Genomic DNA, 21,191 nt, shown 5'->3' with positions numbered 1-21,191 from the left:
CGAAACGTCGCGAAGGAAGATCAGGCCGCCTGGGCCTTCTCGATGTAGGAGACGGCGTCGCCCACGGTCTTGAGGTTCTTCACCTCGTCGTCGGGGATGGTGACGCCGAACTTCTCCTCGGCCTCCACCACGACCTCGACCATCGACAGCGAGTCGACGTCCAGGTCGTCCACGAAGGACTTGTCGAGCTGTACGTCGTCGGCGTCGACGCCGGCGACCTCGTTGACGATCTCGGCGAGGGCGCTGCGGATCTCTTCGGTGCTCATCTATTTCTCTCCATGTGGGTGTGGTGATGTGGGACGGGTGCTGCGGTGCCGCCCGAGCCGGCAGCGGCCGGTCCGGGGGTGGTATCAGGGAAGCACGATCACCTGGGCGGCGTAAGCCAGACCCGCCCCGAAGGCGATCAGGAGTGCCGTGTCGCCCGACCGGGCGTCGCCGTCGGCGATCATCCGGTCCAGCGCGAGCGGGATCGATGCGGCCGAGGTGTTGCCGGCGTCGACGATATCGCGGGCGACCCGGACCGACGAGGGGAGCTTCATCGCCCGGACCATCGTGTCGGTGATCCGGTTGTTCGCCTGGTGCGGGATGAAGCAGTCCAGGTCCTCGGCCCGTACGCCGGCCCGGTCCAGGGCCTGCTGGGCGATCTTGGCCATCTCGAAGGACGCCCAGCGGAAGACCGCGCGGCCCTGCATCGTCAGCCGCGGGTCCTCGGTGCTGATCGAGCGGATCAGGTCGTACTGCTCGCCGTCGGAGCCCCACACGACCGGGCCGATGCCGGGCGTGTCCGACGGTCCGATGACGACGGCGCCGGCGCCGTCGGCGAAGAGGAAGGCGGTGCCGCGGTCGGTGGTGTCGGTCATGTCGCTGAGCCGCTCGACACCGATCACCAGGACGTGGCGGGCGCTGCCGCTGCGGACCAGGCTGTCGGCGAGGGCGACGCCGTGGCAGAAGCCCGCGCAGGCCGCCGAGATGTCGAAGGCAGCGGCCCGGTCGGTGCCGAGCTCGTGGGCGACGGCGGTCGCTGCCGACGGGGTCTGCAGCAGGTGGCTGACCGTGGCGACGACGACACAGTCGACCTGCCGGGCGTCCAGCCCGGCCCGCTCGAGGGCTTGCCGGGACGCCGCAACCGCCATCATCGGCACCGTCTCGTGGTCTGCAGCACGACGGCGTTGCCGGATTCCCGAGCGTTGCTGGATCCATTCATCGCTCGAGTCGATGGCGTCCACGATGTCGGCGTTCGGCACCACCAGGGAGGGGCGGTAACTGCCGATGCCGAGCACCGCGGTGTGCGACGCCCCGGGGTCTGTGGTCAGCGCGGGCATGTCGGGGGTCATGCCGCACCGTGCTTCTCGGCGAAGGCGCGCGCTTCGTCGATCTGGTCGGGCTCGTTGAGGGCGAAGGTCTCCACCGGTGGGGTCGCTCCGCGGAAGTAGCGTTTGGCGATGCCGGTCAGCGTGCCCGCGGGTGGCAGCTCCAGGATGCCGGTGACGCCGCTTTCGGACATGGTCTCCAAGCACAGGTCCCAGCGCACGGGGCGGGCTATCTGACCGACGATCTTGGTGAGCACCTCACGCCCGTCCCGGACCACGGAGCCGTCGGCGTTGGAGATGAACGGCGTGCGTGCCTCGTGCACCGACACCGACCGGGAGAGCCGCGTGACGTGCTCGACCGCCGGCGCCATGTGCGAGGAGTGGAAGGCGCCCGCGACCGAGAGGGGGCGCAGCTTGGCCTTGGCCGGCGGTGCCGCGGCGAACGCCTCGAGCTGCTCGAGGGTGCCGGCAGCGACGATCTGGCCGGGGCCGTTGTCGTTCGCGGGGGTCAGGTCGTGCTCCTTGATCGCGGCCAGCACCTCGTCCCGGTCGCCACCGAGCACGGCCGTCATCCCGGTGGGCGTGGTCGCGGAGGCCTCAGCCATCGCCTTGCCGCGCTCGCGGACCAGCACCATCGCCTGCTCCGCGCTGATCACCCGGGCGCCCGCAGCCGCGGTGATCTCACCGACGCTGTGCCCGGTCACCGCGCCGACGGTGGGGAATGCCTCCGCAGGACGCGGGAAGAGCTCCAGCGCCGCCACCAGCCCGGTGGCGACCAGCAGCGGCTGGGCGATCCGGGTGTCCCGGATCGAGTCGTCGTCGGCGTCGGTGCCGTAGTGGGCCAGATCCAGGCCGGCGACGGCGCCGAGCCACTCCAGCCGCGCCGCTAACGTGGAGTCTGCGAGCCAGGGGCGGAGGAAGCCGGCAGTCTGGGATCCCTGTCCGGGGGCGACGATCACGAGCACACGTCCAGCCTGACGGGTCGGGCCAGGCAGGGGCGCCTGCCTGCCCCACGAACTTGTCGTGTCGCTCTTTGTAGAGATCCTACAAGTCAGAGGTCCCCGGCGCTCTCGTCGCCGTCGTCGGCCTCCTGCGGGGCGTTGGACAGCCGAGGCAGGTGCGCGCGCTGCGCGGCCTGGCCTGCGGCGTCGGCCTGGCGTCCGAGCACCAGGGCCAGCTGGAGCACCAACGCGTCCCGGGCCCGGTTGGGGGTGAAGCCGGTGAGCTCGGCGATCTGTGCCAGGCGGTAGCGCACGGTGTTGGCGTGGACGAAGAGCGCCCGGGCGGTGGCCTCGATGGCCGCACCCTGCGCGAGGTACGTCGACAGCGTCTCGACCAGGGACCCCCGCGCCGACGCGATCGGTCGGTAGACCGCCTCGATCGCCTCGCGCCGGGCCTCCGCGTCGCCCGCCACGATGCGCTCGGGGAGCAGGTCGTGTGCGCCCACCGGGCGCGGCGCCTCCGGCCAGCCGCTGGCCGCGCGCAGGCCGCCCAGGGCCGCACGCGCCGAGGCGTGGGCGTGGGAGAGGTCGGCGGCCACCGGACCGACGACGACCGGGCCGTCGTCGTACCAGGGGAGGAGACGGTGGGCGGCCTTCTCCGGGTCGGAGACGCCGCCCAGGATGACCACGAGAAGGTGCCCCTGGACCGCGCAGAGTGCGTCGATGCCGGTGGCGCGAGCGGCACGGCGTACGTCGTCGAAGACCCCGGCCTCGTCCTGGTCCCGGGGCGCTGCGCCGACCACGACCGCGACCTGGCCGCGTGCCGACCAGCCGACCGCGCTGGCGCGGGAGAGCACCTCGTCGTCGCTCTCGGCGCGCAGCACCGAGTCGACCACCAGCGCCTCCAGCCGGGCGTCCCAGGCGCCGCGGAGCTCGGCCGCGCGGGCGTAGACCTCGGCTGCGGCGAACGCTGCCTCGCGTCCGTAGCGGAGCACGGCGGTGTGCACCTCGGCGGCGGTGGTCGGGTCCAGCAGGCCCTCCATCCGCTGCTCGACCTCGTCGATGGTGAGTCGGAAGAGGTCGACGGTCTGCTGCAGGTCGATGACACCGGCCATGGTGCGGGGCACCGCGCCGAACAGCGAGACGACCAGCGCCTCGTCGTTGGGCACCCGGGAGTCGCCCTCGGCCAGCCAGTCGAGGAACCCGCGGATGCCGGCCTGCACGATCTGGCCCACCCAGGCGCGTTCCTCGGCCCTCAGGTCGCGGAACCAGGGACAGTCCGCCTCGATCCGGTTCACCGCCCCGGTGCTCAACGTGCCGGCCGCGCCGCGGAGCTGGGCGTGGGCACGTTGGCGGGCGTCGGACGACATGGGAGCAGCGTACGGCGCCGGCCGGCCGATCCGGGTGGGCCGTCGGCGGTGATGGGTGCCCAGAGCCCCGTACTTTCGGGGTTTCGTGGTTGAATCGTCTACCAATTCGACGTGAAGCCCCGATAGGTCCCAGCTCTGGGAACCGGCCAGGAGGTCCCCGTGACGACCGATGCGCCGCACGAGATCCGCTACGTCACGATCCACGGCAAGAAGCGCGCGTACGTGATGGCCGGGCAGGGACCCGTCGTGCTGCTGCTGCACGGGCTCGCCTGCGACCACCGCACGTGGACCCCGGTGATCGATGCACTGGCCGAGAACCACACGGTGATCGCGCCCGACCTGCTCGGGCACGGGCTCTCCGACAAGCCGCGGGCCGACTACACCCTCGGTGGCTATGCCAACGGCATGCGCGACCTGCTCACCGTGCTCGGCTTCGACAAGGCGACCGTGGTGGGTCACAGCTTCGGCGGCGGCGTCGCGATGCAGTTCGGCTACCAGTTCCCGGAGCGGTGCGAGCGGGTGATGCTGGTCGGTTCGGGCGGCCTCGGTCCGGAGGTGACGCCGTTCATCAAGCTGATCCAGGCGCCCGGCTGGGGCGCGGCGGCGGCGGTGCTCACGCTGCCCGGTATCCGCCACCTGGAGACCGCCGGCCTGCGTGCGTTGTCCCTGGTGGGAGGCCCGCTGCGGCCCTACACGCGCGACCTGGGCGAGATCGCCGGGATCGTCGAGTCGTGGAAGGACCGTCGGACCCGGTTCGCGATCCGGCACCTGGTGCGGGCGGTGATCGACTGGCGGGGCCAGATCGTGACGATGTCCGACCGCGCCTACCTGACCGAGGAGATGCCTCTCGCCGTGGTGTGGGGACCGAGGACCAGGTGATCCCGGTCGCGCACGCCGGCAACGCGGCCCTGCTGGCACCGGCGGCCCGGGTCTCGGTGATCCAGGACGCCGGCCACTTCCCGCACAAGAACGACCCCGACGGGTTCGTCCGCATCCTGGCGGGGTTCATCGCCACCACCGAGCCCGCCCGCTACAGCCGGGCGCGGTTCCGCCGACTGCTGAAGGCGGGCCCTTCCTCGGCGCCCGTCGCCTCCGTCCAGACGCTACGGGCGGACGCCACGGCCTGAGCCGTTCGCGCCCGCCCGCAGCGGTGCTCACCCGGATCTCGGTCCGGAGGTCGGATCAGGCGTCGCCGCCCTCCTGCTTCACCCCGGCGACCACCGTCGGGTCGTCGATCTGGTACTTGTCGAAGGCCTTCTGGACCAGCGCAGGGTCGATCTCGCCCGCGTCGGAGAGGGCCTGCAGGGTGCGCACCACGACCGACTCGGCGTCGATGTGGAAGAAGCGCCGCGCCGCGGGCCGGGTGTCGGCGAAGCCGTAGCCGTCCGCGCCCAGCACGCAGTAGTCGCCGGGGACCCAGCGCGCGATCTGCATCGGCACCGCGGTCATGTAGTCGGAGACGGCGATGAACGGCCCGTTCGCCCCGCCCAGCTTCTCGGTGACGTACGGCGTGCGCTGCGGCTCGCCCGGGTTGAGCAGGTTCCACTCCTCGGTGGACACGGCGTCGCGGGCCAGCTCGTTCCAGGAGGTGACCGACCAGGTGTCGGCCTGGACGCCCCACTCCTCGGCCAGCATCCGCGCGGCGTCGGCGACCCACGGCATGCCGACGCCGGAGGAGAGCAGCTGCACCCGCGGACCCTCGCCCGAGGAGCCGCCCACCCGGTGGATGCCGCGCAGGATCCCGTCCACGTCGACGTCGTCGGGCTCGGCGGGCTGGGGGACCGGCTCGTTGTAGACGGTCAGGTAGAAGACCACGTCCTCGCCGTGCGGGTGCTCCTCGGTCGAGCCGTACATCCGCTCCAGGCCGGAGCGCATGATGTGGGCGACCTCGTAGCCGAAGCCCGGGTCGTAGTGCACGACCCCGGGGTTGGTCACCGCCAACAGGGGCGAGTGGCCGTCGGCGTGCTGGAGACCTTCGCCGGTCAGCGTGGTGCGACCGGCGGTCGCACCGATCAGGAACCCGCGGGCGAGCTGGTCGGTCATCGCCCAGATCGAGTCGCCGGTCCGCTGGAAGCCGAACATCGAGTAGAAGATGTAGAACGGGATCATCGGCTCGCCGTGGGTGGCGTAGGACGACCCCGCCGCGATCGCGGAGCCCATCGCGCCGGCCTCGGAGATGCCCTCGTGGAGCATCTGGCCCTGGGACGACATCTTGTAGGACAGCAACATGTTGCGGTCGACCGACTCGAAGGTCTGACCGGCAGGGTCGTAGACCTTGGCCGAGGGGAACATCGCGTCCATGCCGAAGGTCCGGTACTCGTCGGGCGCGATCGGTACGACCCGCTTCCCGATCTCCGGGTCCTTCATCCAGTCCTTGAGCAGCCGGACCGCCGCCATCGTGGTGGCGAGCTTGTTGTTGCCGGCGCCCTTCTTCAGCTCGGCATAGGTCTTGTCGCCGGGCAGGGTCAGCGGCTCGGACCGCGTGACCCGGCGGGGCAGAGAGCCACCCAGCTGCCGGCGCCGCTCGAGCATGTACTCGATCTCGGGCGCGTCGTCGCCTGGGTGGAAGAACGGCGCGGCGCCGGTCTCCTCGTAGGCGGTGTCGATGTCGCGGTCGCTGATCGGGAGGTAGAGCCGGTCGCGGAAGCGACGCAGGTCGTCCTTGGTCAGCTTCTTCATCTGGTGGGTGGCGTTCTTGCCCTCGAGGGCGTCGATCGTCCAGCCCTTGATGGTCTGCGCGAGGATCACCGTCGGCTGACCGACGTGGTTCGTCGCGGAGTCGAAGGCGGCGTACACCTTGCGGTAGTCGTGGCCACCGCGCGGCAGCTTGCGGATCTGCTGGTCGGTCATGTGCTCGACCATCTTGCGCAGCCGCGGGTCGGTGCCGAAGAAGTGCTCGCGGGTGTAGGCCCCGTCCTCGACCGAGAAGGTCTGGAAGGCGCCGTCCGGCGTCGCGTTCATCTGGTTGACCAGGACGCCGTCGACGTCACGGGCGAGCAGGTCGTCCCACTCGCGGCCCCACACGACCTTGATCACGTTCCAGCCGGCGCCGCGGAAGTTGGACTCCAGCTCCTGGATGATCTTGCCGTTGCCGGTGACCGGGCCGTCCAGCTGCTGCAGGTTGCAGTTGACCACCCAGACCAGGTTGTCCAGCTCCTCGCGGGCGGCCACGCGGATCGCGCCCAGCGACTCGGGCTCCGCCATCTCGCCGTCGCCGAGGAAGGCCCACACGCGCTGGTCGCTGGTGTCCTTGATGCCGCGGTTGTGCAGGTAGCGGTTGAACCGCGCCTGGTAGATCGAGTTGATCCCGGTCAGGCCCATGGAGACCGTCGGGAACTCCCAGAAGTCCGGCATCAGCCGGGGGTGCGGGTACGACGAGAGGCCCGCGCCCGTGCCGTGCTGCACCTCCTGGCGGAAGCGGTAGAGCTGCTCCTCGTTCAACCGGCCCTCGAGGAAGGCGCGGGCGTAGATACCGGGCGAGGCGTGGCCCTGGAAGAAGACCTGGTCGCCGCCGCCGGGGTGGTCCTTGCCGCGGAAGAAGTGGTTGAAGCCGACCTCGTAGAGGCTCGCGCTGGACTGGTACGTGGCGATGTGGCCGCCGACCTCCAGGCCCTTGCGGTTGGCACTGGAGACGGTGACCGCCGCGTTCCACCGGATGAAGGCCCGGATGCGGCGCTCCACCTCCTCGTCGCCCGGGAACCAGGGCTCGCGCTCGGGCGGCACGGTGTTGATGTAGTCCGTGCTGCGCAGCGCAGGGACGCCCACGCGGGACTCGCGGGCCCGCTCGAGGAGCCGGAGCATCACGTACCGAGCGCGCTCGCGGCCGCGCTCGTCCACCATCGCGTCGAAGGACGCGAGCCAGTCCTGGGTCTCGTCAGGGTCGATGTCGGGAAGCTGGGTCGGCAGGCCCTCGTGGATGACGGAGCGGGCCGACCCGCGGGCGGCAGAGGTGGGGCCGCCGTTCGGTGTGCTGTCGTGGGTCACCCGTCCATCGTCGCACTCATCGCCGAGCGGCAAAATCTACTCACCGGTAGTCCCAACCTTCGGGCGATCGTCCCGCTCGCGCCCCTCCGGGGCCGGGACGAATGGTGGCGAATAGCGTGCCTCGGGTTGCGCGCAGCACCGTGGTGGGCTGGACTACTCCCACTCAACACACGTGCGCACCCGCGCCGCTGACCACTCGAGGAGATGGGAACACCGTGACTTCCACCGCCGGTGGCGGTACTGCACCGTCAGGCACCGCTGATCAGCTCGGCTTCAAGGCAGGGATGATCGTCCAGGAGCTCGGCTGGGACAACGACACCGACGACGACCTCCGCGTCGCCATCGAGAACGCGATCGACGGCGACATGGTGGACGGTGACTACGGCAACGTGGTCGACGCCGTGGTGCTGTGGTGGCGGGAGGAGGACGGCGACCTGGTCGACGGCCTGGTCGACTCGCTGACCGACCTCGTCGGCGGCGGCGTGATCTGGCTGTTCACCCCGAAGATCGGTCGGCCCAACGCCGTCGACGCCGCGGACATCGCCGAGGCGGCACCAGTGGCAGGTCTCTCGACGACGACCACCACCACGGTCAGCGCGGACTGGGCGGCGACCCGGCTGGTCGCCCCGAAGACCGTCGCCTGAGCCTGCCGAGTAGCGTCACCTCCGGCGCACGGCCGCGTTGACGAGGAGATGGCAGCGAGAATGGGCACGATCACCGGGCGGGCGCGCGACGCTGCGACCAGCCTGCGGATCCTGGCCGAGTCCGGGATCGTGCGTCCGTACTCGCCCCGGGTGCTCGCGGGCCTGGTGACCACCCTGTACCGCTGGGGACCGCACCCCTCCGGTGGGTTCAAGACCGCCGCGCAGCGGATGCCCGACCAACTCGCGATCATCGACGAGCGCGGGTCGCTGACCTTCGCCCAGCTGCACCGCAGGACCAATGCGCTGGCGAACGCGATGGCGGCGCGTGGCGTCGCGCCAGGGGACGGTGTCGCGGTGATGTGCCGCAACCACCGCGGTTTCGTCGAGGCGTCGATCGCGGTCTCCAAGGTCGGTGCCGACGTCCTCTACCTGAACACGGCGTTCGCCGGGCCGCAGCTGGCCGATGTGCTCGAGCGCGAGCGACCCCGCGTGCTGATCCACGACGAGGAGTTCACCGACCTCCTCGACTCCGCACCGGTCGAGGACCGGATCCTCGCCTGGACCGACGCCGACCGCGGCGACGACCCGGACACCCTCGAGGGGATGATCCGCACCGGAGACGAGTCCGAGCCGGCGCCGCCGAAGCGGGCCGGGCGGACGGTCATCCTCACCTCCGGCACCACGGGGACGCCCAAGGGCGCCCCGCGTCCACAGGGTGGGGTCCCGGCGGCGGTCTCGCTGCTCTCCCGGATGCCGCTGCGCTCGGGCTGGACCTGCCAGGTCGCGGCGCCGCTGTTCCACACCTGGGGCTTCGCCCACTACCAGCTAGCGATGCTGCTCGGTACGACGCTGGTGCTGCGCCGATCCTTCGACCCCGAGTCCGCCCTGGAGCTGCTCAACAAGTACGACTGCGACTCGTTCGCGGTGATCCCGGTGATGCTCCAGCGCATCCTCGCGCTGCCCGACGAGACGCTGGACCGGTATCCGCTGCCGCACCTGAAGGCGGTCGCGTCGTCCGGGTCCGCGCTCCCCGGCGACCTGGCGACGCGATGGATGGACCGGTTCGGCGACCACCTCTACTCGGTGTACGGCTCGACCGAGGTCGCCTGGGCGTCGATCGCCGACCCGGCCGACCTGCGCGCAGCCCCCGGCACGGCGGGCCGGCCGCCGCACGCGACCGAGGTGCGGATCCTGGACGAGGCGGGCCACCCGGTCCCGGTCGGGGAGCCCGGCCGGATCTTCGTCGGCAACGCGCTGCAGATCGAGGGTTACACCGGCGGTGGCGGCAAGGAGATGGTCGGTGGGCTGATGTGCACCGGGGACGTCGGCCGCTTCGACGCGCACGGCCGGCTCTCCGTCGAGGGCCGCGACGACGAGATGATCGTCTCCGGTGGCGAGAACGTCTTCCCCAAGGAGGTCGAGGACTGCCTCGCCTCCCACCCGGGCGTCCACGAGGTCGCCGCGATCGGCGTGCCTGACGACGACTTCGGCTCCCGGCTGGCCGCCTACGTGGTGCTCAGCGACCCCACTCTGACCGAGGACGACCTGAAGGATCACGTGAAGGCCAATCTCGCACGCTACAAGGTGCCCCGCTCGATCCAGCTCCTCGACGAGCTGCCCCGCAACGCCACGGGCAAGGTGCTCAAGCGCGACCTGGCGGCCGGCTGATGACCGGGCAGGAGCCGCTGCCGGTCGGCGCGACCGCGCCGGACTTCATGCTGCGCGACCAGTTCGGTCAGGACACCAGGCTGTCGTCGTACCGGGGGAGCAAGGCGGTGGCGCTGCTCTTCTACCCGTTCGCCTTCTCCGGGGTGTGCACCGGGGAGATGGCCGGCATCCGTCACCGCCTCGACGAGTTCCTCACCTTCGACACCGAGGTCTTGGCGATCTCCTGCGACCCGGTGTACGCGCTACGCGCCTTCGCGGACAGCGACGGGCTCAACTTCGGCCTGCTCAGCGACTTTTGGCCGCACGGCGCGGCGACGCGTTCCTTCGGGGTGCTCGACGAGAAGCTCGGCGCCCCCCGACGCTCGTCCTACGTGATCGACCCGGAGGGGACGATCCGCTGGTCGGTGCACAACGCGATGCATGCCGGACGCGACCTCGACGAGCACCTCCGTCAGCTGCGTGCCGCGGCCGACGGCTGATCGAGTAGTCAGAACGGACTAGGCCCTCGGGACGACCGGACCAATTCGGACCAACGCCCTTGGTTGATCCGGACCGGCTGGGTAGAGTTCATCGTGTTGAACCGCTGGTGACCCGAGACGCCGGCGGTTCAACTCTTTTTCGCCGGCGCGTCCGGCGGGCGGGCGCACCGTCCGTGTGGGCGCCCCGCCTTTCGTCCATGCAGCCCGCGGCCAGTAGGCTGTCGCTGCTCCGGCCTCGGCCGGGACGCGGGCGCATAGCTCAGCTGGTAGAGCGCCTCCCTTACAAGGAGGATGTCAGGGGTTCGAGTCCCTTTGCGCCCACCGACTCCGCGGGTCAGATGGCACCCAGCCTCCGGGCCGACCTGCCAGCCGGGATCAGCGCGGCCCGTTCCACCGCACCAGGTCGGGAAGGTCGCTGGCCTCTGTGGCGGAACGAGCAGGGGCCTCGACCAACAGTCGGGCGAGCGCGATGGCCGTGTGGGAGAGCGGCCGGTCGCGGTGGTGGACCAGGCTGATCGGGCGGCGTACCCGCGGCTCGATGAGTGGCCTCCAGGTCAGCCCGGCGAACCGCATCATCGGCAGGACGAGCCCGGGTGCTGCTGTGACCCCGAGCCCTGCGCCGGTGAGTCCGGCGACCGCGCCGATGTTGCGAGCCTCGGTGCGTGGTCCGGTCTCGATGCCCTGGTCGGCGAACACCTGGTCGGTGTGGCTCCGGATGCTCGAGGTGGTGTCGAAGGCGACGAACGGTCGGCCTGCGAGGTCGGACCAGCGGACTTCCTTCCGGGCGGAGAGTTCGTGACCCTCAGGGATCACGCAGGCGAACTCGTCGCTGGCGACCTGCCGGGCCGTGGTGCCGGCAGGCGACTCGCCGATGACGGTGAGGGCCAGGTCGACCGCTCCCGAGCGGAGCATCTCCAGCACCTCACCGGACAGGCCGTCACGCACCATCACCGTCACCTCGGGTCGCTCGGCGCGGAACGCTGCCAGCACTCCGGGCAGGAGTGTCGCCGCGATCGAGGGCAGTGCTGCGATCGAGACGGTGCCGCGCTGCCCGGCGAGGTAGCCCTCGAAGTGCGCCAGCGAGGCGTCGAAGTCCGCAAGGAGTCGTCGGGCCATGCCGATCAGGTGGGTTCCGTCCGGCGTCGGGCGCACCTGCCGTGTGGTGCGCTCGAAGAGGGGGACGCCGAGGCGGCGCTCCGCCTCGGCGACGGTGCGGGACAAGGAGGACTGGGCCATGTCGAGCCGGCGCGCGGCGGCTGAGTAACCGCCCGCGTCGGCGACGGCGACGACGGCGCGGAGGTGCCGCAGTCCGATATCAATGCTCATCACACATCAATCTATCCGACATTGATGTTGGACGCGGACAAGTGTCGGTGGTCACACTCGACGAGGCCCGAGTCCGGTCGAGGACCCGGCGCCAGAGACGAAAGGCTTGTGATGCTCGCACTCATCGGCTACCTCATGGTGGCCGCGATCTTGGCCCTGCTGCTGACCAACCGTGTCGCGGCGGTCGTGGCGTTGGCCGGCGTCCCGGTCGTCGGTGCCCTGCTGGCCGGCTTCGGCCCCACCGAGATCAGTGGGTTCGTCGCCGCCGGCCTGGGCGGAGTCGTGGGCACCGCGACGATGTTCGTCTTCGCGATCGTGTACTTCGGCGTGATGCGCGACGCGGGACTGTTCGACCCGGTCATCGCGCGGATCGTCCGGTTCGCGGGGAACGCGCCGGTCACGGTGTGCGTCGGTACGGTGCTGCTGGCGATGGCCGCCCACCTCGACGGTGCCGGCGCCACGACGTTCCTGATCACGATCCCGGCGATGCTGCCGCTCTTCGACCGGCTCGGGATGAGCCGGTTGGTGCTCACCACGTGCGTGGGGCTCGGAGCAGGCGTGATGAACCTGTTGCCGTGGGGCGGGCCGACGGCCCGGGCGGCATCGGTCACCGGCGAGGCCGCCAACGACCTCTGGGTGCCCCTGATCCCGGCACAGGTCGTCGGCATGATCACCGTCGTCGTGATCGCCTGGTGGCTGGGCCGGCGCGAGGCGCAGCGGATCGAGCAGAGCGCGGTCACCACGAGCGTCGGGGCCGGGAACACCGCTGGCTCGGTGGGCGCCCTGCCGAACACCGGCGCCGTTCCGGTGCGGGGCCGCGGCGGACCGGTCGACGCCGCGGTCGGCACCAGCATCGCGGTCGACGACACCGACGAGCCCCACCCGGAGCTGCTCCGGCCGCGGCTGCTCTGGTTCAACGCGCTGCTCACCCTCGTCGTGATCGCCCTGCTGATCGCCGGTACGGCGTCGCCCGAGCTGCTCTTCCTCGTCGGCGCCGTGATCGCGCTGGTGGTGAACTACCCCGGCTTGGCGCAACAGACGAAACGCATCGAGGCCCACTCCAAGGGCGCGATGTTGATGGCGACCACGCTGCTCGCGGCCGGTGTCTTCCTGGGCATCCTGGAGGGCAGCGGCATGATCGAGGAGATGGCCGAGGTCGCGGCCAACGCCCTGCCCGGCGGCGCCGCACCTGCCCTCCCGCTGATCGTCGGCGCTCTCGGAGTCCCGATGAGCCTCCTCTTCGGCCCGGACGCGTTCTACTTCGGGGTCATGCCGGTGCTGATCGGCGTGGGTGAGCAGTTCGGCGTCTCGGGCACCGACATCGCCCAGGCCGCGCTGCTCGGCGAGGAGACGGTCGGCTTCCCGATCAGCCCGCTGACCGGCTCGTTCTTCCTCCTCGTCGGCCTCGGCGGCGTGGACATCGGCCGCCACATCCGTCACCTGGTCGGATGGGCCTGGCTGGTGAGCCTGGTGATGCTGGTGGCCGCGGTGATCACCGGGGCGGTGCCGCTGTGGGCGTGAGGAGCGACGTCCCCCGGCTCCGGCTGGGCGCCGGTGCGGGCTTCGCCGGCGACCGCATCGACCCCGCGGTCGAGCTCGCCTCTCAGGCGAACCTGGACTACCTGGTCTTCGAGTGCCTGGGGGAGCGGACGGTCGCGGCAGGTCACGCGCGTCGGCTGGCAGACCCCACGACCGGGTACGACCCGCTGCTCGCCCCGCGGCTGCGGGCGGTCCTCCCACACGCCGCCCGGCAGGGCACCGGGATCGTCACCAACTCCGGTGCCGCCCATCCTGCGGCGGCCGGCGAGACGGCCCGCCGCATCGTCGCCGAGCTGGGCCTGCAGTCCCGGGTCGCGGTGGTGACCGGGGACGACGTGCTCGACGTCGTACGGCGGATCGACCCGGAGCTGTGGGAGACCGGTCAACCGCTCTCGTCGGCCTCCGCCGAGCTGATCTCGGCCAACGCCTACCTCGGGTGCGAGCCGATCGTCGCCGCACTCGAGGACGGCGCGGACCTGGTCGTCACCGGCCGCGTCGCCGACCCGGCTCTCTACCTCGGCCCGCTGGTACATGCCTTCGGCTGGTCGCTGGACGACTGGGACCGGCTCGGCGCGGGCACCGTGGTCGGCCACCTGCTCGAGTGTGCCGGACAGCTGACCGGCGGCTACTTCGCCGACCCCCTGACCAAACCCGTCGCGGGTCTGGCCCGGCTGGGCTTCCCGTTCGCGGACGTCGATCCCGACGGGCGAGCGGTCCTCGGGAAGGTCGACGGCAGCGGCGGACGTCTGGACCGGCGGACCTGCGGGGAGCAGCTGCTCTACGAGGTCGGCGACCCGTCGTCGTACGTGACACCGGACGTCATCGCTGACTTCACCGGGGTGAGCTTCGAGGAGACCGGCCGGGACCGGGTGGCGGTCTCCGGGGCGGCGGGCGCTGCGCGACCCGACCAGCTCAAGGTGACGCTCGGCTTCCGGGACGGCTGGTTGGGCGAGGGACAGATCAGCTATGCCGGCCCCCGCGCACTGGAGCGCGCACAGCTCGCGGCCGAGGTCGTGCGCGAGCGGCTCGTCGCGATCCACGGACTGGCCGAGGACGCGATCACCGTCGAGATGATCGGCGCGGGTGCAGCGTTCCGGGGGTGGGCGGATGCGGCCGCCACGGACCCGCTCGAGGTGCGGCTGCGGGTCTCGGCACGGGTCCACGACGAAGACGCCGCGCACGCGGTCGGGTGGGAGGTCGAGTCGCTCTACACGAACGGCCCGGCAGGCGGCGGAGGTGCCCGCGGGCTGCGCCACGAACGGGTGGCGATCCGCTCGTGCCTGGTGCCGCGCGACCTCGTGACACCCCGGGTGGAGGTGATCTGACATGACGGTTCTCGACGACCTCGCCGACGTCCGGGCCGGCGACAAGGGCGACACCCTGATCCTCGCGGTGCTGCCACGAGACCCCGACGACCATCCCCGGCTCGTCGCCGGCCTGACCGAGGAGCGGGTGGCCGCGCACTTCGGTGGTGCGCTCACCGGCCCGGTCCGTGTGTCCGAGATGCCGACCCTGCCCGCGCTGGTGCTGACCCTGCCCGGTGCACTCGGGGCGGCGTCACCGGGTCGACGGTGCTCGACGGTCACGGCAAGGCGCTGAGCTACCACCTTCTGTCGATGGCGCTGGACTAGGGTCGTGCGGCGGTCGCGCGGCCACGGTCTCCCGCACGCCGCCGACCGCCGATGTGCGGGATGAGAGGGCTCTCATCCGGACCTCACGGACGCCTCACGGCGGCTCGGCAACGTACTCCCCGTCAGACACCCACGACGAGGAGGAACCATGAAGCTCAAGTCCACCGCCACGCTCGGTCTCGCCGGACTGGTCACCACCGGCCTGGTCGCGCTGCCGGTCGCCGCCTTCGCCGGCGACGACCTGTTCAAGCGCGACGACGACACCCCCGGGGTCACCCAGGTCGACGACGACGGTGACGACGACGTGGACCGCACCCGGAACGACCGCGACACCCGCTCCAAGAACACCAAGTCGAAGAACACCAAGTCGAAGAACACCAGGAACACCAGGAACGACCGGTCCCGCACCGGCAGCCGGAGCGGTCGTGACAACAGTCGGAACAAGAAGGTGAAGGACTGGACGCGCGACGGTGGCGACCGCACCCGTGACTGGTCGCGCAACAAGACCAACGACCGCAGCCGCAACAACACCCGCTGAACGGGCCGGGTCCGATGAGCACGCCCCTGACGATGCCCGGCACCGCCGGCACCACCCCCGACGGCGAGAGCTGGGCGCTCGTCGAGGGCGCCGCGATCACCCCCGAGCTGACCGCCCTGCGGTTGCTCGGGGGTGGGTCCGCCTTCGAGGCCTACCTCGCCTTCGACGAGATCACCTACGGCACCGTGGTGGTCAAGCTGGTCCGCCCGCACCTGATCGACGACGCAGCCACCCTGGCCGGCCTCGACCGGGAGGCCCGCGCGCTCGACATCGCCCACCACCCGGTGGTGGTGCGGGGACTGCGCCACGACAGCGCGGGAGCCCGGCCGCACCTGGTCCTCGAGCACGTCGAAGGCCCCCACCTGGGGCGTCTGCTGCGCCGGCACGGCCGCCTCTCCGAGCAGCAGTACCTGCCGCTCGCGGTCGATCTGGCCAGCGCGGTGCACTTCTTCGGACATGCCGACGTCTGTCACCTCGACATCAAGCCGAGCAACCTGATCATGGGCTCGCCCGCGCGGCTGATCGACCTCTCCGTGGCCCGCTCCGCCGCGGCGGCGGAGGAGATCACCGGGATCATCGGGACCGACGCCTACCTGGCGCCCGAGCAGGCCGATCCGGGAGGACGGTACGGCGCCCCCGGACACGCCTCGGACGTGTGGGGGATCGGCGCCACGCTGTTCCACGCGATCACCGGACGCCGCCCCTTCCGGTACGGCGAGCCCGACGCGCCGACGCCGGCCGCGCGGCATCCCCAGTTGGTCGAGGACGCGGCCCGCTTCGACGTACCGGTGGCGGCGGAGGTGCGCGAGGTGGTACTCGCCATGCTGGAGCGCAGCCCGGGCGACCGGCCGCTGCCGCACCAGGTGGCCGACGCGCTGGAGCCGGTGATGGCCCGCCAGCCGGCGCCCCAGCTCTCCTTCAAGGTCGGCGGTCGCTGAGCCGCCGGCCGCTCGGCGTGATCAGCGCCCGAACCGGTAGCCCATGCCGCGCACGGTGCTGATCGCGTCGGCGCCGAACTTGCGGCGCAGGTAGCCGACGTAGACGTCGACGACGTTCGACCCGGGGTCGAAGTCGAGCCCCCACACGTGGTCGAGCAGCTGCTCGCGGGAGAGCACCTGCCCGGCGTTGCGCAGGAAGATCTCGGCGAGCGCGAACTCGCGCGCCGACAGGTCGACCTGCCGGCCGGAGACCTGCGCCCGGCGGGTGCGCAGGTCCAGCGAGATCCCAGCGGCGCGGAGGCTCTCCTCGCGCCCGCCGGCGCCGGCCTCGGCGCGCAGCCGCAGCTTGATCCGGGCGTTGAGCTCGGCGAACCGGAACGGCTTGGCCATGTAGTCGTCCGCGCCGCCCTCCAGGGCGGAGACGGTGTCGCCGACGGAGTCGCGTGCCGTCAGCACGACGACCGGGACCCGCGACCCCTGCGAGCGCAGCTGGTCGAGCACCTCGAAGCCGTCCAGGCCCGGCAGCCCGATGTCCAGCACCACCAGGTCGAACTCGCCGGAGAGCGCGTGCTCCAGGCCGGTGTGGCCGTCGGCGGCGACCACGCTCTGGTGCCCCTCGGCGCGCAGCCCCTTCGCGACGAACGAGGCGATCCGCTCCTCGTCCTCGATGATCAGGATCCGGGCCATCAGACCTCCAGGGTGTCGAGCGGACGGACGGCGGGCAGCGCGAGCACGAAGCAGGCGCCGGGGCCCGAGGGCGGGTCGGTCACGAACGCCCGGCCACCGTGCGCGGCGGCGATCGCGGCGACGATGGAGAGGCCGAGGCCGAACCCCTCGTCCTGGTCCGGCACCCGGGATCGGCCGAACCGTTCGAAGATGCGGTCCCGGTCGGCGTCCGGCACGCCGCGGCCGGTGTCGCGGACCCAGTAGCGGACGGTGCCGCCGGACACCGCGGTGCCGATCCCGATCTCGGCGCCCGGGGCGGTGTGCTTGACCGCGTTGTCCGCGAGCTGCAGCAGCGCCTGGGTGATCCGCTGCTCGTCCAGCAGCAGCGGTCCGGCGGCCGCCGACCCAGCCGCCGACCCCGTCGCCGGGTCGAGCACCCAGCTGCGGTCGCCGAGGGCGCGGGCCTTGGCGAGCACCGTGGCGACCAGGTCGTCGGGGTCGGACTCGCCCAGCGCGAGGAAGTCGGGGCGGTCGCTCTTGGCGAGCAGGATCAGGTCGCCCACCAGCCGGGCCATCCGGTCCACCTCGTCCACCAGCAGCGCCCGGGTCTCGGCGACCTCCACCGGGTCGTCCGGGTCGAGCAGCTCCAGGTGGCCGCGCAGCACGGTCAGCGGGGTGCGCAGCTCGTGCCCGGCGTCGTCGAGGAACTGTCGCTGCCCGGTGAAGGCGGCCTCCAGCCGGTCCAGCATCCCGTTCACGGTGTGGGTCAGCGCGGTGACGTCGTCACGGCGGGTTGGCGAGCCGTCGTCCCGGGTGGCCTCCGGGATCCGGCGGGAGAGGTCGGTGGCGCTGATCTCCTCCGCGGTGTGCCGCAGGGTGCGCAGCGGGAGCAGCAACCGCCCGGCCAACCATCCGGCGGCGAGGGTGATCAGCAGCGCCGAGACGCCGGCGGTGATCGCGTAGGTGCGCATCGTGGACAGCAGCTCGGCGCGGTCCTCGGCCAGGTACGTCGCCACCAGCAGCGCGCCGTCCGCGTCGCCGGTGACCGGCTGGGACCGCACCCGCACCTCGCCGTCCGGGGTGGACAGGTAGGTCGTCCCGCCGTCGGTCACCAGCGGCGCGACGGCCTCCCGGAAGGCGGGATCGTCGACCAGCGGGTCCGCGGGGAACTGGGCGACCGGCCGGTCACCCACCCAGGCGACCAGCAGCTCGTCGTCGTCGGGGACGTTGCGGCGCAGGAACTCGGTGAGCAGCGCGCGCGTGCCGACGTCGGGGTCGGCTGCCACCATCGCGTCGCGCAGCGCCACGAACTCGTCCAGCTCCTGCTCGACCTCTCGCTCGGTGGAGTTCTCCACCCGCTCGGCCTCGATCACGAAGACGATCAGGCCGGCGCCGGCGAGGGCCACGGTGACCAGCAGCGCCACCAGCGCGGTGATCCGGACCCGGACGGACAGGCCGGGCCGCCGGGCGGCGTCACCCGTCGTCCCCGCTCCCGTCATCGTCGTCCTCGTCATCGTCGTCCGCGTCGTCGTGGGCCTCGCCTCGGTCGTCGTCATCATCCTCGTCGTCATAGGGCTCCGGGGTGATCACCTCGACGGTGTCGTCGTCCCGGTCGTCCCGGTCGTCCCGGTCGTCCCGGTCGTCGTCGCGGGGCGTGGGGGAGGGCGAGCCGCCGGGCCGCGGCCGCGCGGTGCGCCCCGGGGCCGGGCCGGTCGACTCCGTGGTGCGTTGGGTGGTGAGCTCGACCGGTGCGCGCTTCCCGGGGCCGTCGTCGGACGCGCCGACCACGGTCCCGGCCACGAATCCCGCCAGCGGCAGCACGACCGCGAGGGCGAGCACCGCTCGCCACACCGGGCTCCGCCACCCCTGCTCAGGCCACCACCGCATAGTGGGCACGATCCTGCCCCAAGGTGGCGCCCGGGTGAGAGCAGGATGAGAGCACTCTCATCCGGCCCGCACGGGCGGCCGTGCGGCGCGACACCCCATCGGGGGTGGACCGCGACCGACACCACCGGCCTATCGTGGCGACGATCACATCCACCTGGAGGGGTGTCCATGTTCGTTCCGTTCAGCGTCAACGACTTCCTCGACCGCGCCGTCACCGTGTACGGCGACCGCGTCGGCGTCGTGGACGAGCCGAACCAGCCCGCAGCCAGCCTCGGCGAGCTCACCTACGCGCAGGTCGCCGACCTGGCCCGCCGCCAGGCCGCCAAGCTGGACGAGCTCGGCATCGGCGTCGGCGAGCGCGTCGCGGTCGTCAGCCACAACAGCGCCCGCCTGCAGGTCGCCTTCTTCGGCGTCAGCGGCTGGGGCCGGGTGCTGGTGCCGGTGAACTTCCGGCTGCGGCCCGACGAGATCCAGTACATCGTCGACCACTCCGGTGCCCGGGTGCTCTACGTCGATCCCGAGCTCGAGGAGTCACTCAAGGGCATCGAGTGCGAGCACAAGTTCGTGCTCGGCACCGACTCCGACCTCTACGCCGACCCCGGCGCCGTACCGGTGCCGTGGGAGCACGACGAGGCGGCCACCGCGACGATCAACTACACCTCGGGCACGACGGCCCGGCCCAAGGGCGTGCAGATCACCCACCGCAACATCTGGACCAACGCGCTGACCTTCGGGCTGCACGCCCAGATCGGGGACCGCGACGTCTACCTGCACACGCTGCCGCAGTTCCACGCCAACGGGTGGGGGATGCCGTTCGCGATGACCGGGGTCGGCGCGCAGCACGTGATGCTCCGCAAGGTCGACGGCGCCGAGATCCTGCGCCGGGTCCGCGACCACGGGGTGACCGTGATGTGCGCGGCACCGGCCGTCGCCGCCGCCGTGCTCGAGGCGGCCCAGACCTGGGACGGTGAGATCCCGGGGCGCGACCGGGTGCGGATCATCATGGCCGGCGCACCTCCGCCGACCAAGACCGTGGTGCGCGTGGAGGAGGAGCTCGGGTGGGAGTTCATCCAGATCTACGGCCTCACCGAGACCTCCCCGCTGCTGACCTTCAACCGCACCCGCGCCGAGTGGGACGACCTGCCCGGCGAGGAGCGTGCGGCCCGACTGACCCGGGCCGGGGCGCCCGCGATCGGGGTGACGCTGAAGATCGACGACAGCGAGGAGGGCTCCGGCGAGGTGCTGGCCCGCTCCAACGTCGTGCTCGAGGGCTATTGGGACAACCCGGAGGAGTCCGCCCGGTGCCTGGCCGACGGCTGGTTCCACACCGGCGACGGCGGCACCATCGGTGAGGACGGCTACCTGACCATCGCCGACCGCAAGAAGGACGTGATCATCACCGGTGGGGAGAACGTCTCCTCGATCGAGGTCGAGGACGCGCTGTTCTCGCACCCGTTGGTCGCCGAGGTCGCCGTGATCGGAGTGCCCAGCGAGAAGTGGGGCGAGACGATCAAGGCGCTGGTGGTGCTCGCCGACGGTGGCGTCGCCGGCCCGGAGACCGAGGCCGAGCTGATCGCCTGGTGCAAGGAACGGCTGGCCGGCTACAAGGCGCCGACCTCGGTGGAGTTCCGCGACGAGCTCGCCCGCACCGCGACCGGCAAGCTGCAGAAGTTCAAGCTCCGTGAGGGCTACTGGAAGGACCGGGACCGTCAGGTGAACTGACGCCTGCGGCCACCCGGCCGAGGGTGACCTCCCAGCCCGCCTCGCGCCACGCCGCGGCGGTTCCCTCGGCCCAGCGGCTCCCCGACGCGGTCAGGATCGTCACCGCGGTCGGGTGGCGCGGTGGGCCGGGCGCCGGCAGGGGCGCGCCACTGATCGGGTCGTGGTCGTCGGCGGCATCGCGGCAGGTCACCGCGGCGAGGACCAGTCCGAGTCGGCGTTGGTGCAACGCCAGCGACAGCACGGCGACCCCTGAGCTGCCGTGCCCGACCAGGGTCAGCGCGCGGTCGGGGCGGGAGAGCCGGGCGGCTCCGACCGCGGCCAGGATGTCGGCGCGGGACAGGCCGTCGGGGAGCACCACGGGCGCACCGGCGTCCGCAGGGGCGGGCGCGGCGTCGTACGGCACGGGCCCACCGTAGGCTGTGCGCACCACACGTCCCGTGGAGCAGGAACCCGGTGAGACTCCGGGGCGGTTCCGCCACTGTGACCGCGTGGTCGACCTCGGTCGGCGACGCGCAGCCAGACACTGACCACGGGATGTCCGACCGATG

Annotated in this window: 21 protein-coding genes, 1 tRNA gene and 1 riboswitch; of the genes, 12 read left to right on the top strand and 10 right to left on the bottom strand. The window is 71.8% G+C overall.

The genetic code is table 11. From position 1 onward, the window contains the following. Positions 1–20 precede the first annotated feature (20 nt). The 4 genes from FIV43_RS07020 to FIV43_RS07005 form a co-directional block, all read right to left on the bottom strand. Positions 21–266, bottom strand: a complete 246-nt coding sequence (locus FIV43_RS07020; RefSeq protein ID WP_141013551.1) for an acyl carrier protein — start codon at positions 264–266, stop codon at positions 21–23. Positions 267–350: 84 nt separating this feature from the next. Continuing rightward, positions 351–1,322, bottom strand: coding sequence for a beta-ketoacyl-ACP synthase III (locus tag FIV43_RS07015; protein ID WP_196781071.1), 972 nt, complete (start codon positions 1,320–1,322; stop codon positions 351–353). A gap of 8 nt (positions 1,323–1,330) precedes the next feature. Beyond that, complete coding sequence (locus FIV43_RS07010; RefSeq protein ID WP_141013549.1) at positions 1,331–2,275, bottom strand: ACP S-malonyltransferase; 945 nt, start codon at positions 2,273–2,275, stop codon at positions 1,331–1,333. 86 nt (positions 2,276–2,361) lie between these two features. Continuing rightward, positions 2,362–3,621 (bottom strand): PucR family transcriptional regulator, encoded by a 1,260-nt coding sequence (locus tag FIV43_RS07005; protein WP_141013548.1) that lies wholly within the window; start codon positions 3,619–3,621, stop codon positions 2,362–2,364. 159 nt (positions 3,622–3,780) lie between these two features. Here FIV43_RS07005 and FIV43_RS07000 point away from each other — a divergent pair, with 159 nt between their 5' ends. Together FIV43_RS07000 and FIV43_RS22115 are read left to right on the top strand one after the other, a co-directional pair. Continuing rightward, on the top strand, positions 3,781–4,500 hold the full coding sequence (locus FIV43_RS07000) for an alpha/beta fold hydrolase (protein WP_231123800.1): 720 nt from the start codon (positions 3,781–3,783) through the stop codon (positions 4,498–4,500). After that, positions 4,479–4,748 (top strand): alpha/beta fold hydrolase, encoded by a 270-nt coding sequence (locus FIV43_RS22115; RefSeq protein WP_231123799.1) that lies wholly within the window; start codon positions 4,479–4,481, stop codon positions 4,746–4,748. Before FIV43_RS07000 ends, FIV43_RS22115 begins: the two co-directional genes overlap by 22 nt. Positions 4,749–4,803: 55 nt before the next feature. Here FIV43_RS22115 and aceE read toward each other — a convergent pair whose 3' ends face one another. Next, positions 4,804–7,605 carry a pyruvate dehydrogenase (acetyl-transferring), homodimeric type gene (gene aceE, locus FIV43_RS06995; RefSeq protein ID WP_141013547.1) on the bottom strand — a complete coding sequence of 934 codons (2,802 nt, stop codon included), beginning with the start codon at positions 7,603–7,605 and terminating at the stop codon, positions 4,804–4,806. Positions 7,606–7,820: 215 nt separating this feature from the next. On the opposite strand from aceE, the gene FIV43_RS06990 reads away from it, so the two are divergent. The 4 genes from FIV43_RS06990 to FIV43_RS06975 all read left to right on the top strand — a co-directional run bounded on the left by FIV43_RS06990 (position 7,821) and on the right by FIV43_RS06975 (position 10,717). Continuing rightward, complete coding sequence (locus tag FIV43_RS06990) at positions 7,821–8,249, top strand: DUF3052 domain-containing protein (protein WP_269204067.1); 429 nt, start codon at positions 7,821–7,823, stop codon at positions 8,247–8,249. A 60-nt stretch (positions 8,250–8,309) separates the two neighbouring features. Beyond that, positions 8,310–9,917 (top strand): AMP-binding protein, encoded by a 1,608-nt coding sequence (locus tag FIV43_RS06985; protein WP_231123798.1) that lies wholly within the window; start codon positions 8,310–8,312, stop codon positions 9,915–9,917. Continuing rightward, positions 9,917–10,396 (top strand): peroxiredoxin, encoded by a 480-nt coding sequence (locus tag FIV43_RS06980; RefSeq protein ID WP_141013544.1) that lies wholly within the window; start codon positions 9,917–9,919, stop codon positions 10,394–10,396. The genes FIV43_RS06985 and FIV43_RS06980 overlap by 1 nt, the downstream gene beginning before the upstream one ends. Before the next feature lie 248 nt (positions 10,397–10,644). Further along, positions 10,645–10,717, top strand: a tRNA-Val gene (locus FIV43_RS06975). A gap of 54 nt (positions 10,718–10,771) precedes the next feature. Here the strand turns inward: FIV43_RS06975 and FIV43_RS06970 are convergent. Then, positions 10,772–11,722: a LysR family transcriptional regulator gene (locus FIV43_RS06970; protein WP_141013543.1), complete on the bottom strand. Its 951-nt coding sequence runs from the start codon at positions 11,720–11,722 to the stop codon at positions 10,772–10,774. A 111-nt stretch (positions 11,723–11,833) separates the two neighbouring features. On the opposite strand from FIV43_RS06970, the gene FIV43_RS06965 reads away from it, so the two are divergent. From FIV43_RS06965 to FIV43_RS06945, 5 genes are all read left to right on the top strand, one after another. Continuing rightward, entirely contained in the window at positions 11,834–13,243 is a 1,410-nt protein-coding gene (locus FIV43_RS06965) for a CitMHS family transporter (RefSeq protein WP_141013542.1), read from the top strand. Beyond that, the gene (locus FIV43_RS06960) at positions 13,240–14,586 is read left to right on the top strand and encodes an acyclic terpene utilization AtuA family protein (RefSeq protein ID WP_196780996.1); all 1,347 of its coding nucleotides are present in this window, start codon (positions 13,240–13,242) and stop codon (positions 14,584–14,586) included. The genes FIV43_RS06965 and FIV43_RS06960 overlap by 4 nt, the downstream gene beginning before the upstream one ends. 1 nt (position 14,587) lies before the next feature. Continuing rightward, entirely contained in the window at positions 14,588–14,860 is a 273-nt protein-coding gene (locus tag FIV43_RS06955; protein WP_196780995.1) for an AtuA-related protein, read from the top strand. 180 nt (positions 14,861–15,040) lie between these two features. Beyond that, the gene (locus tag FIV43_RS06950; protein WP_141013540.1) at positions 15,041–15,430 is read left to right on the top strand and encodes a hypothetical protein; all 390 of its coding nucleotides are present in this window, start codon (positions 15,041–15,043) and stop codon (positions 15,428–15,430) included. A 14-nt stretch (positions 15,431–15,444) separates the two neighbouring features. After that, complete coding sequence (locus tag FIV43_RS06945; protein WP_231123797.1) at positions 15,445–16,368, top strand: serine/threonine-protein kinase; 924 nt, start codon at positions 15,445–15,447, stop codon at positions 16,366–16,368. Between the two features lie 21 nt (positions 16,369–16,389). Here FIV43_RS06945 and FIV43_RS06940 read toward each other — a convergent pair whose 3' ends face one another. From FIV43_RS06940 to FIV43_RS06930, 3 genes are read right to left on the bottom strand one after another with little or no spacing between them, the layout of a single operon-like run. Then, positions 16,390–17,055, bottom strand: coding sequence for a response regulator transcription factor (locus tag FIV43_RS06940; RefSeq protein WP_141013539.1), 666 nt, complete (start codon positions 17,053–17,055; stop codon positions 16,390–16,392). Continuing rightward, positions 17,055–18,533 (bottom strand): sensor histidine kinase, encoded by a 1,479-nt coding sequence (locus tag FIV43_RS06935; protein WP_231123796.1) that lies wholly within the window; start codon positions 18,531–18,533, stop codon positions 17,055–17,057. Before FIV43_RS06935 ends, FIV43_RS06940 begins: the two co-directional genes overlap by 1 nt. Then, complete coding sequence (locus tag FIV43_RS06930) at positions 18,508–18,921, bottom strand: hypothetical protein (RefSeq protein ID WP_141013537.1); 414 nt, start codon at positions 18,919–18,921, stop codon at positions 18,508–18,510. Before FIV43_RS06930 ends, FIV43_RS06935 begins: the two co-directional genes overlap by 26 nt. A 168-nt stretch (positions 18,922–19,089) precedes the next feature. Here FIV43_RS06930 and FIV43_RS06925 point away from each other — a divergent pair, with 168 nt between their 5' ends. After that, the gene (locus FIV43_RS06925) at positions 19,090–20,643 is read left to right on the top strand and encodes an AMP-binding protein (protein ID WP_141013536.1); all 1,554 of its coding nucleotides are present in this window, start codon (positions 19,090–19,092) and stop codon (positions 20,641–20,643) included. Here the strand turns inward: FIV43_RS06925 and FIV43_RS06920 are convergent. Beyond that, positions 20,594–21,046, bottom strand: coding sequence for a hypothetical protein (locus FIV43_RS06920; protein WP_141013535.1), 453 nt, complete (start codon positions 21,044–21,046; stop codon positions 20,594–20,596). The two genes, FIV43_RS06925 and FIV43_RS06920, sit on opposite strands and share 50 nt — an antisense overlap. Continuing rightward, positions 21,040–21,189: riboswitch (cobalamin riboswitch) on the top strand. Its footprint overlaps the gene before it by 7 nt. The last annotated feature ends 2 nt before the right edge of the window (positions 21,190–21,191 follow it).

The organism is Nocardioides sambongensis, assembly GCF_006494815.1.
Lineage (GTDB): Bacteria > Actinomycetota > Actinomycetes > Propionibacteriales > Nocardioidaceae > Nocardioides > Nocardioides sambongensis.
This window is presented reverse-complemented; position numbering and strand designations above follow the sequence as displayed.

What these genes read in the sequence shown, in the direction of transcription:
- FIV43_RS07020 (WP_141013551.1), bottom strand. Translation starts at nt 266, where the DNA reads ATGAGCACCGAAGAGATCCGCAGCGCCCTCGCCGAGATCGTCAACGAG.
- FIV43_RS07015 (WP_196781071.1), bottom strand. Translation starts at nt 1,322, where the DNA reads ATGCCCGCGCTGACCACAGACCCCGGGGCGTCGCACACCGCGGTGCTC.
- FIV43_RS07005 (WP_141013548.1), bottom strand. Translation starts at nt 3,621, where the DNA reads ATGTCGTCCGACGCCCGCCAACGTGCCCACGCCCAGCTCCGCGGCGCG.
- FIV43_RS06985 (WP_231123798.1), top strand. Translation starts at nt 8,310, where the DNA reads ATGGGCACGATCACCGGGCGGGCGCGCGACGCTGCGACCAGCCTGCGG.
- FIV43_RS06980 (WP_141013544.1), top strand. Translation starts at nt 9,917, where the DNA reads ATGACCGGGCAGGAGCCGCTGCCGGTCGGCGCGACCGCGCCGGACTTC.
- FIV43_RS06970 (WP_141013543.1), bottom strand. Translation starts at nt 11,722, where the DNA reads ATGAGCATTGATATCGGACTGCGGCACCTCCGCGCCGTCGTCGCCGTC.
- FIV43_RS06965 (WP_141013542.1), top strand. Translation starts at nt 11,834, where the DNA reads ATGCTCGCACTCATCGGCTACCTCATGGTGGCCGCGATCTTGGCCCTG.
- FIV43_RS06955 (WP_196780995.1), top strand. Translation starts at nt 14,588, where the DNA reads ATGACGGTTCTCGACGACCTCGCCGACGTCCGGGCCGGCGACAAGGGC.
- FIV43_RS06950 (WP_141013540.1), top strand. Translation starts at nt 15,041, where the DNA reads ATGAAGCTCAAGTCCACCGCCACGCTCGGTCTCGCCGGACTGGTCACC.
- FIV43_RS06945 (WP_231123797.1), top strand. Translation starts at nt 15,445, where the DNA reads ATGAGCACGCCCCTGACGATGCCCGGCACCGCCGGCACCACCCCCGAC.
- FIV43_RS06940 (WP_141013539.1), bottom strand. Translation starts at nt 17,055, where the DNA reads ATGGCCCGGATCCTGATCATCGAGGACGAGGAGCGGATCGCCTCGTTC.
- FIV43_RS06935 (WP_231123796.1), bottom strand. Translation starts at nt 18,533, where the DNA reads ATGACGGGAGCGGGGACGACGGGTGACGCCGCCCGGCGGCCCGGCCTG.
- FIV43_RS06930 (WP_141013537.1), bottom strand. Translation starts at nt 18,921, where the DNA reads ATGCGGTGGTGGCCTGAGCAGGGGTGGCGGAGCCCGGTGTGGCGAGCG.
- FIV43_RS06925 (WP_141013536.1), top strand. Translation starts at nt 19,090, where the DNA reads ATGTTCGTTCCGTTCAGCGTCAACGACTTCCTCGACCGCGCCGTCACC.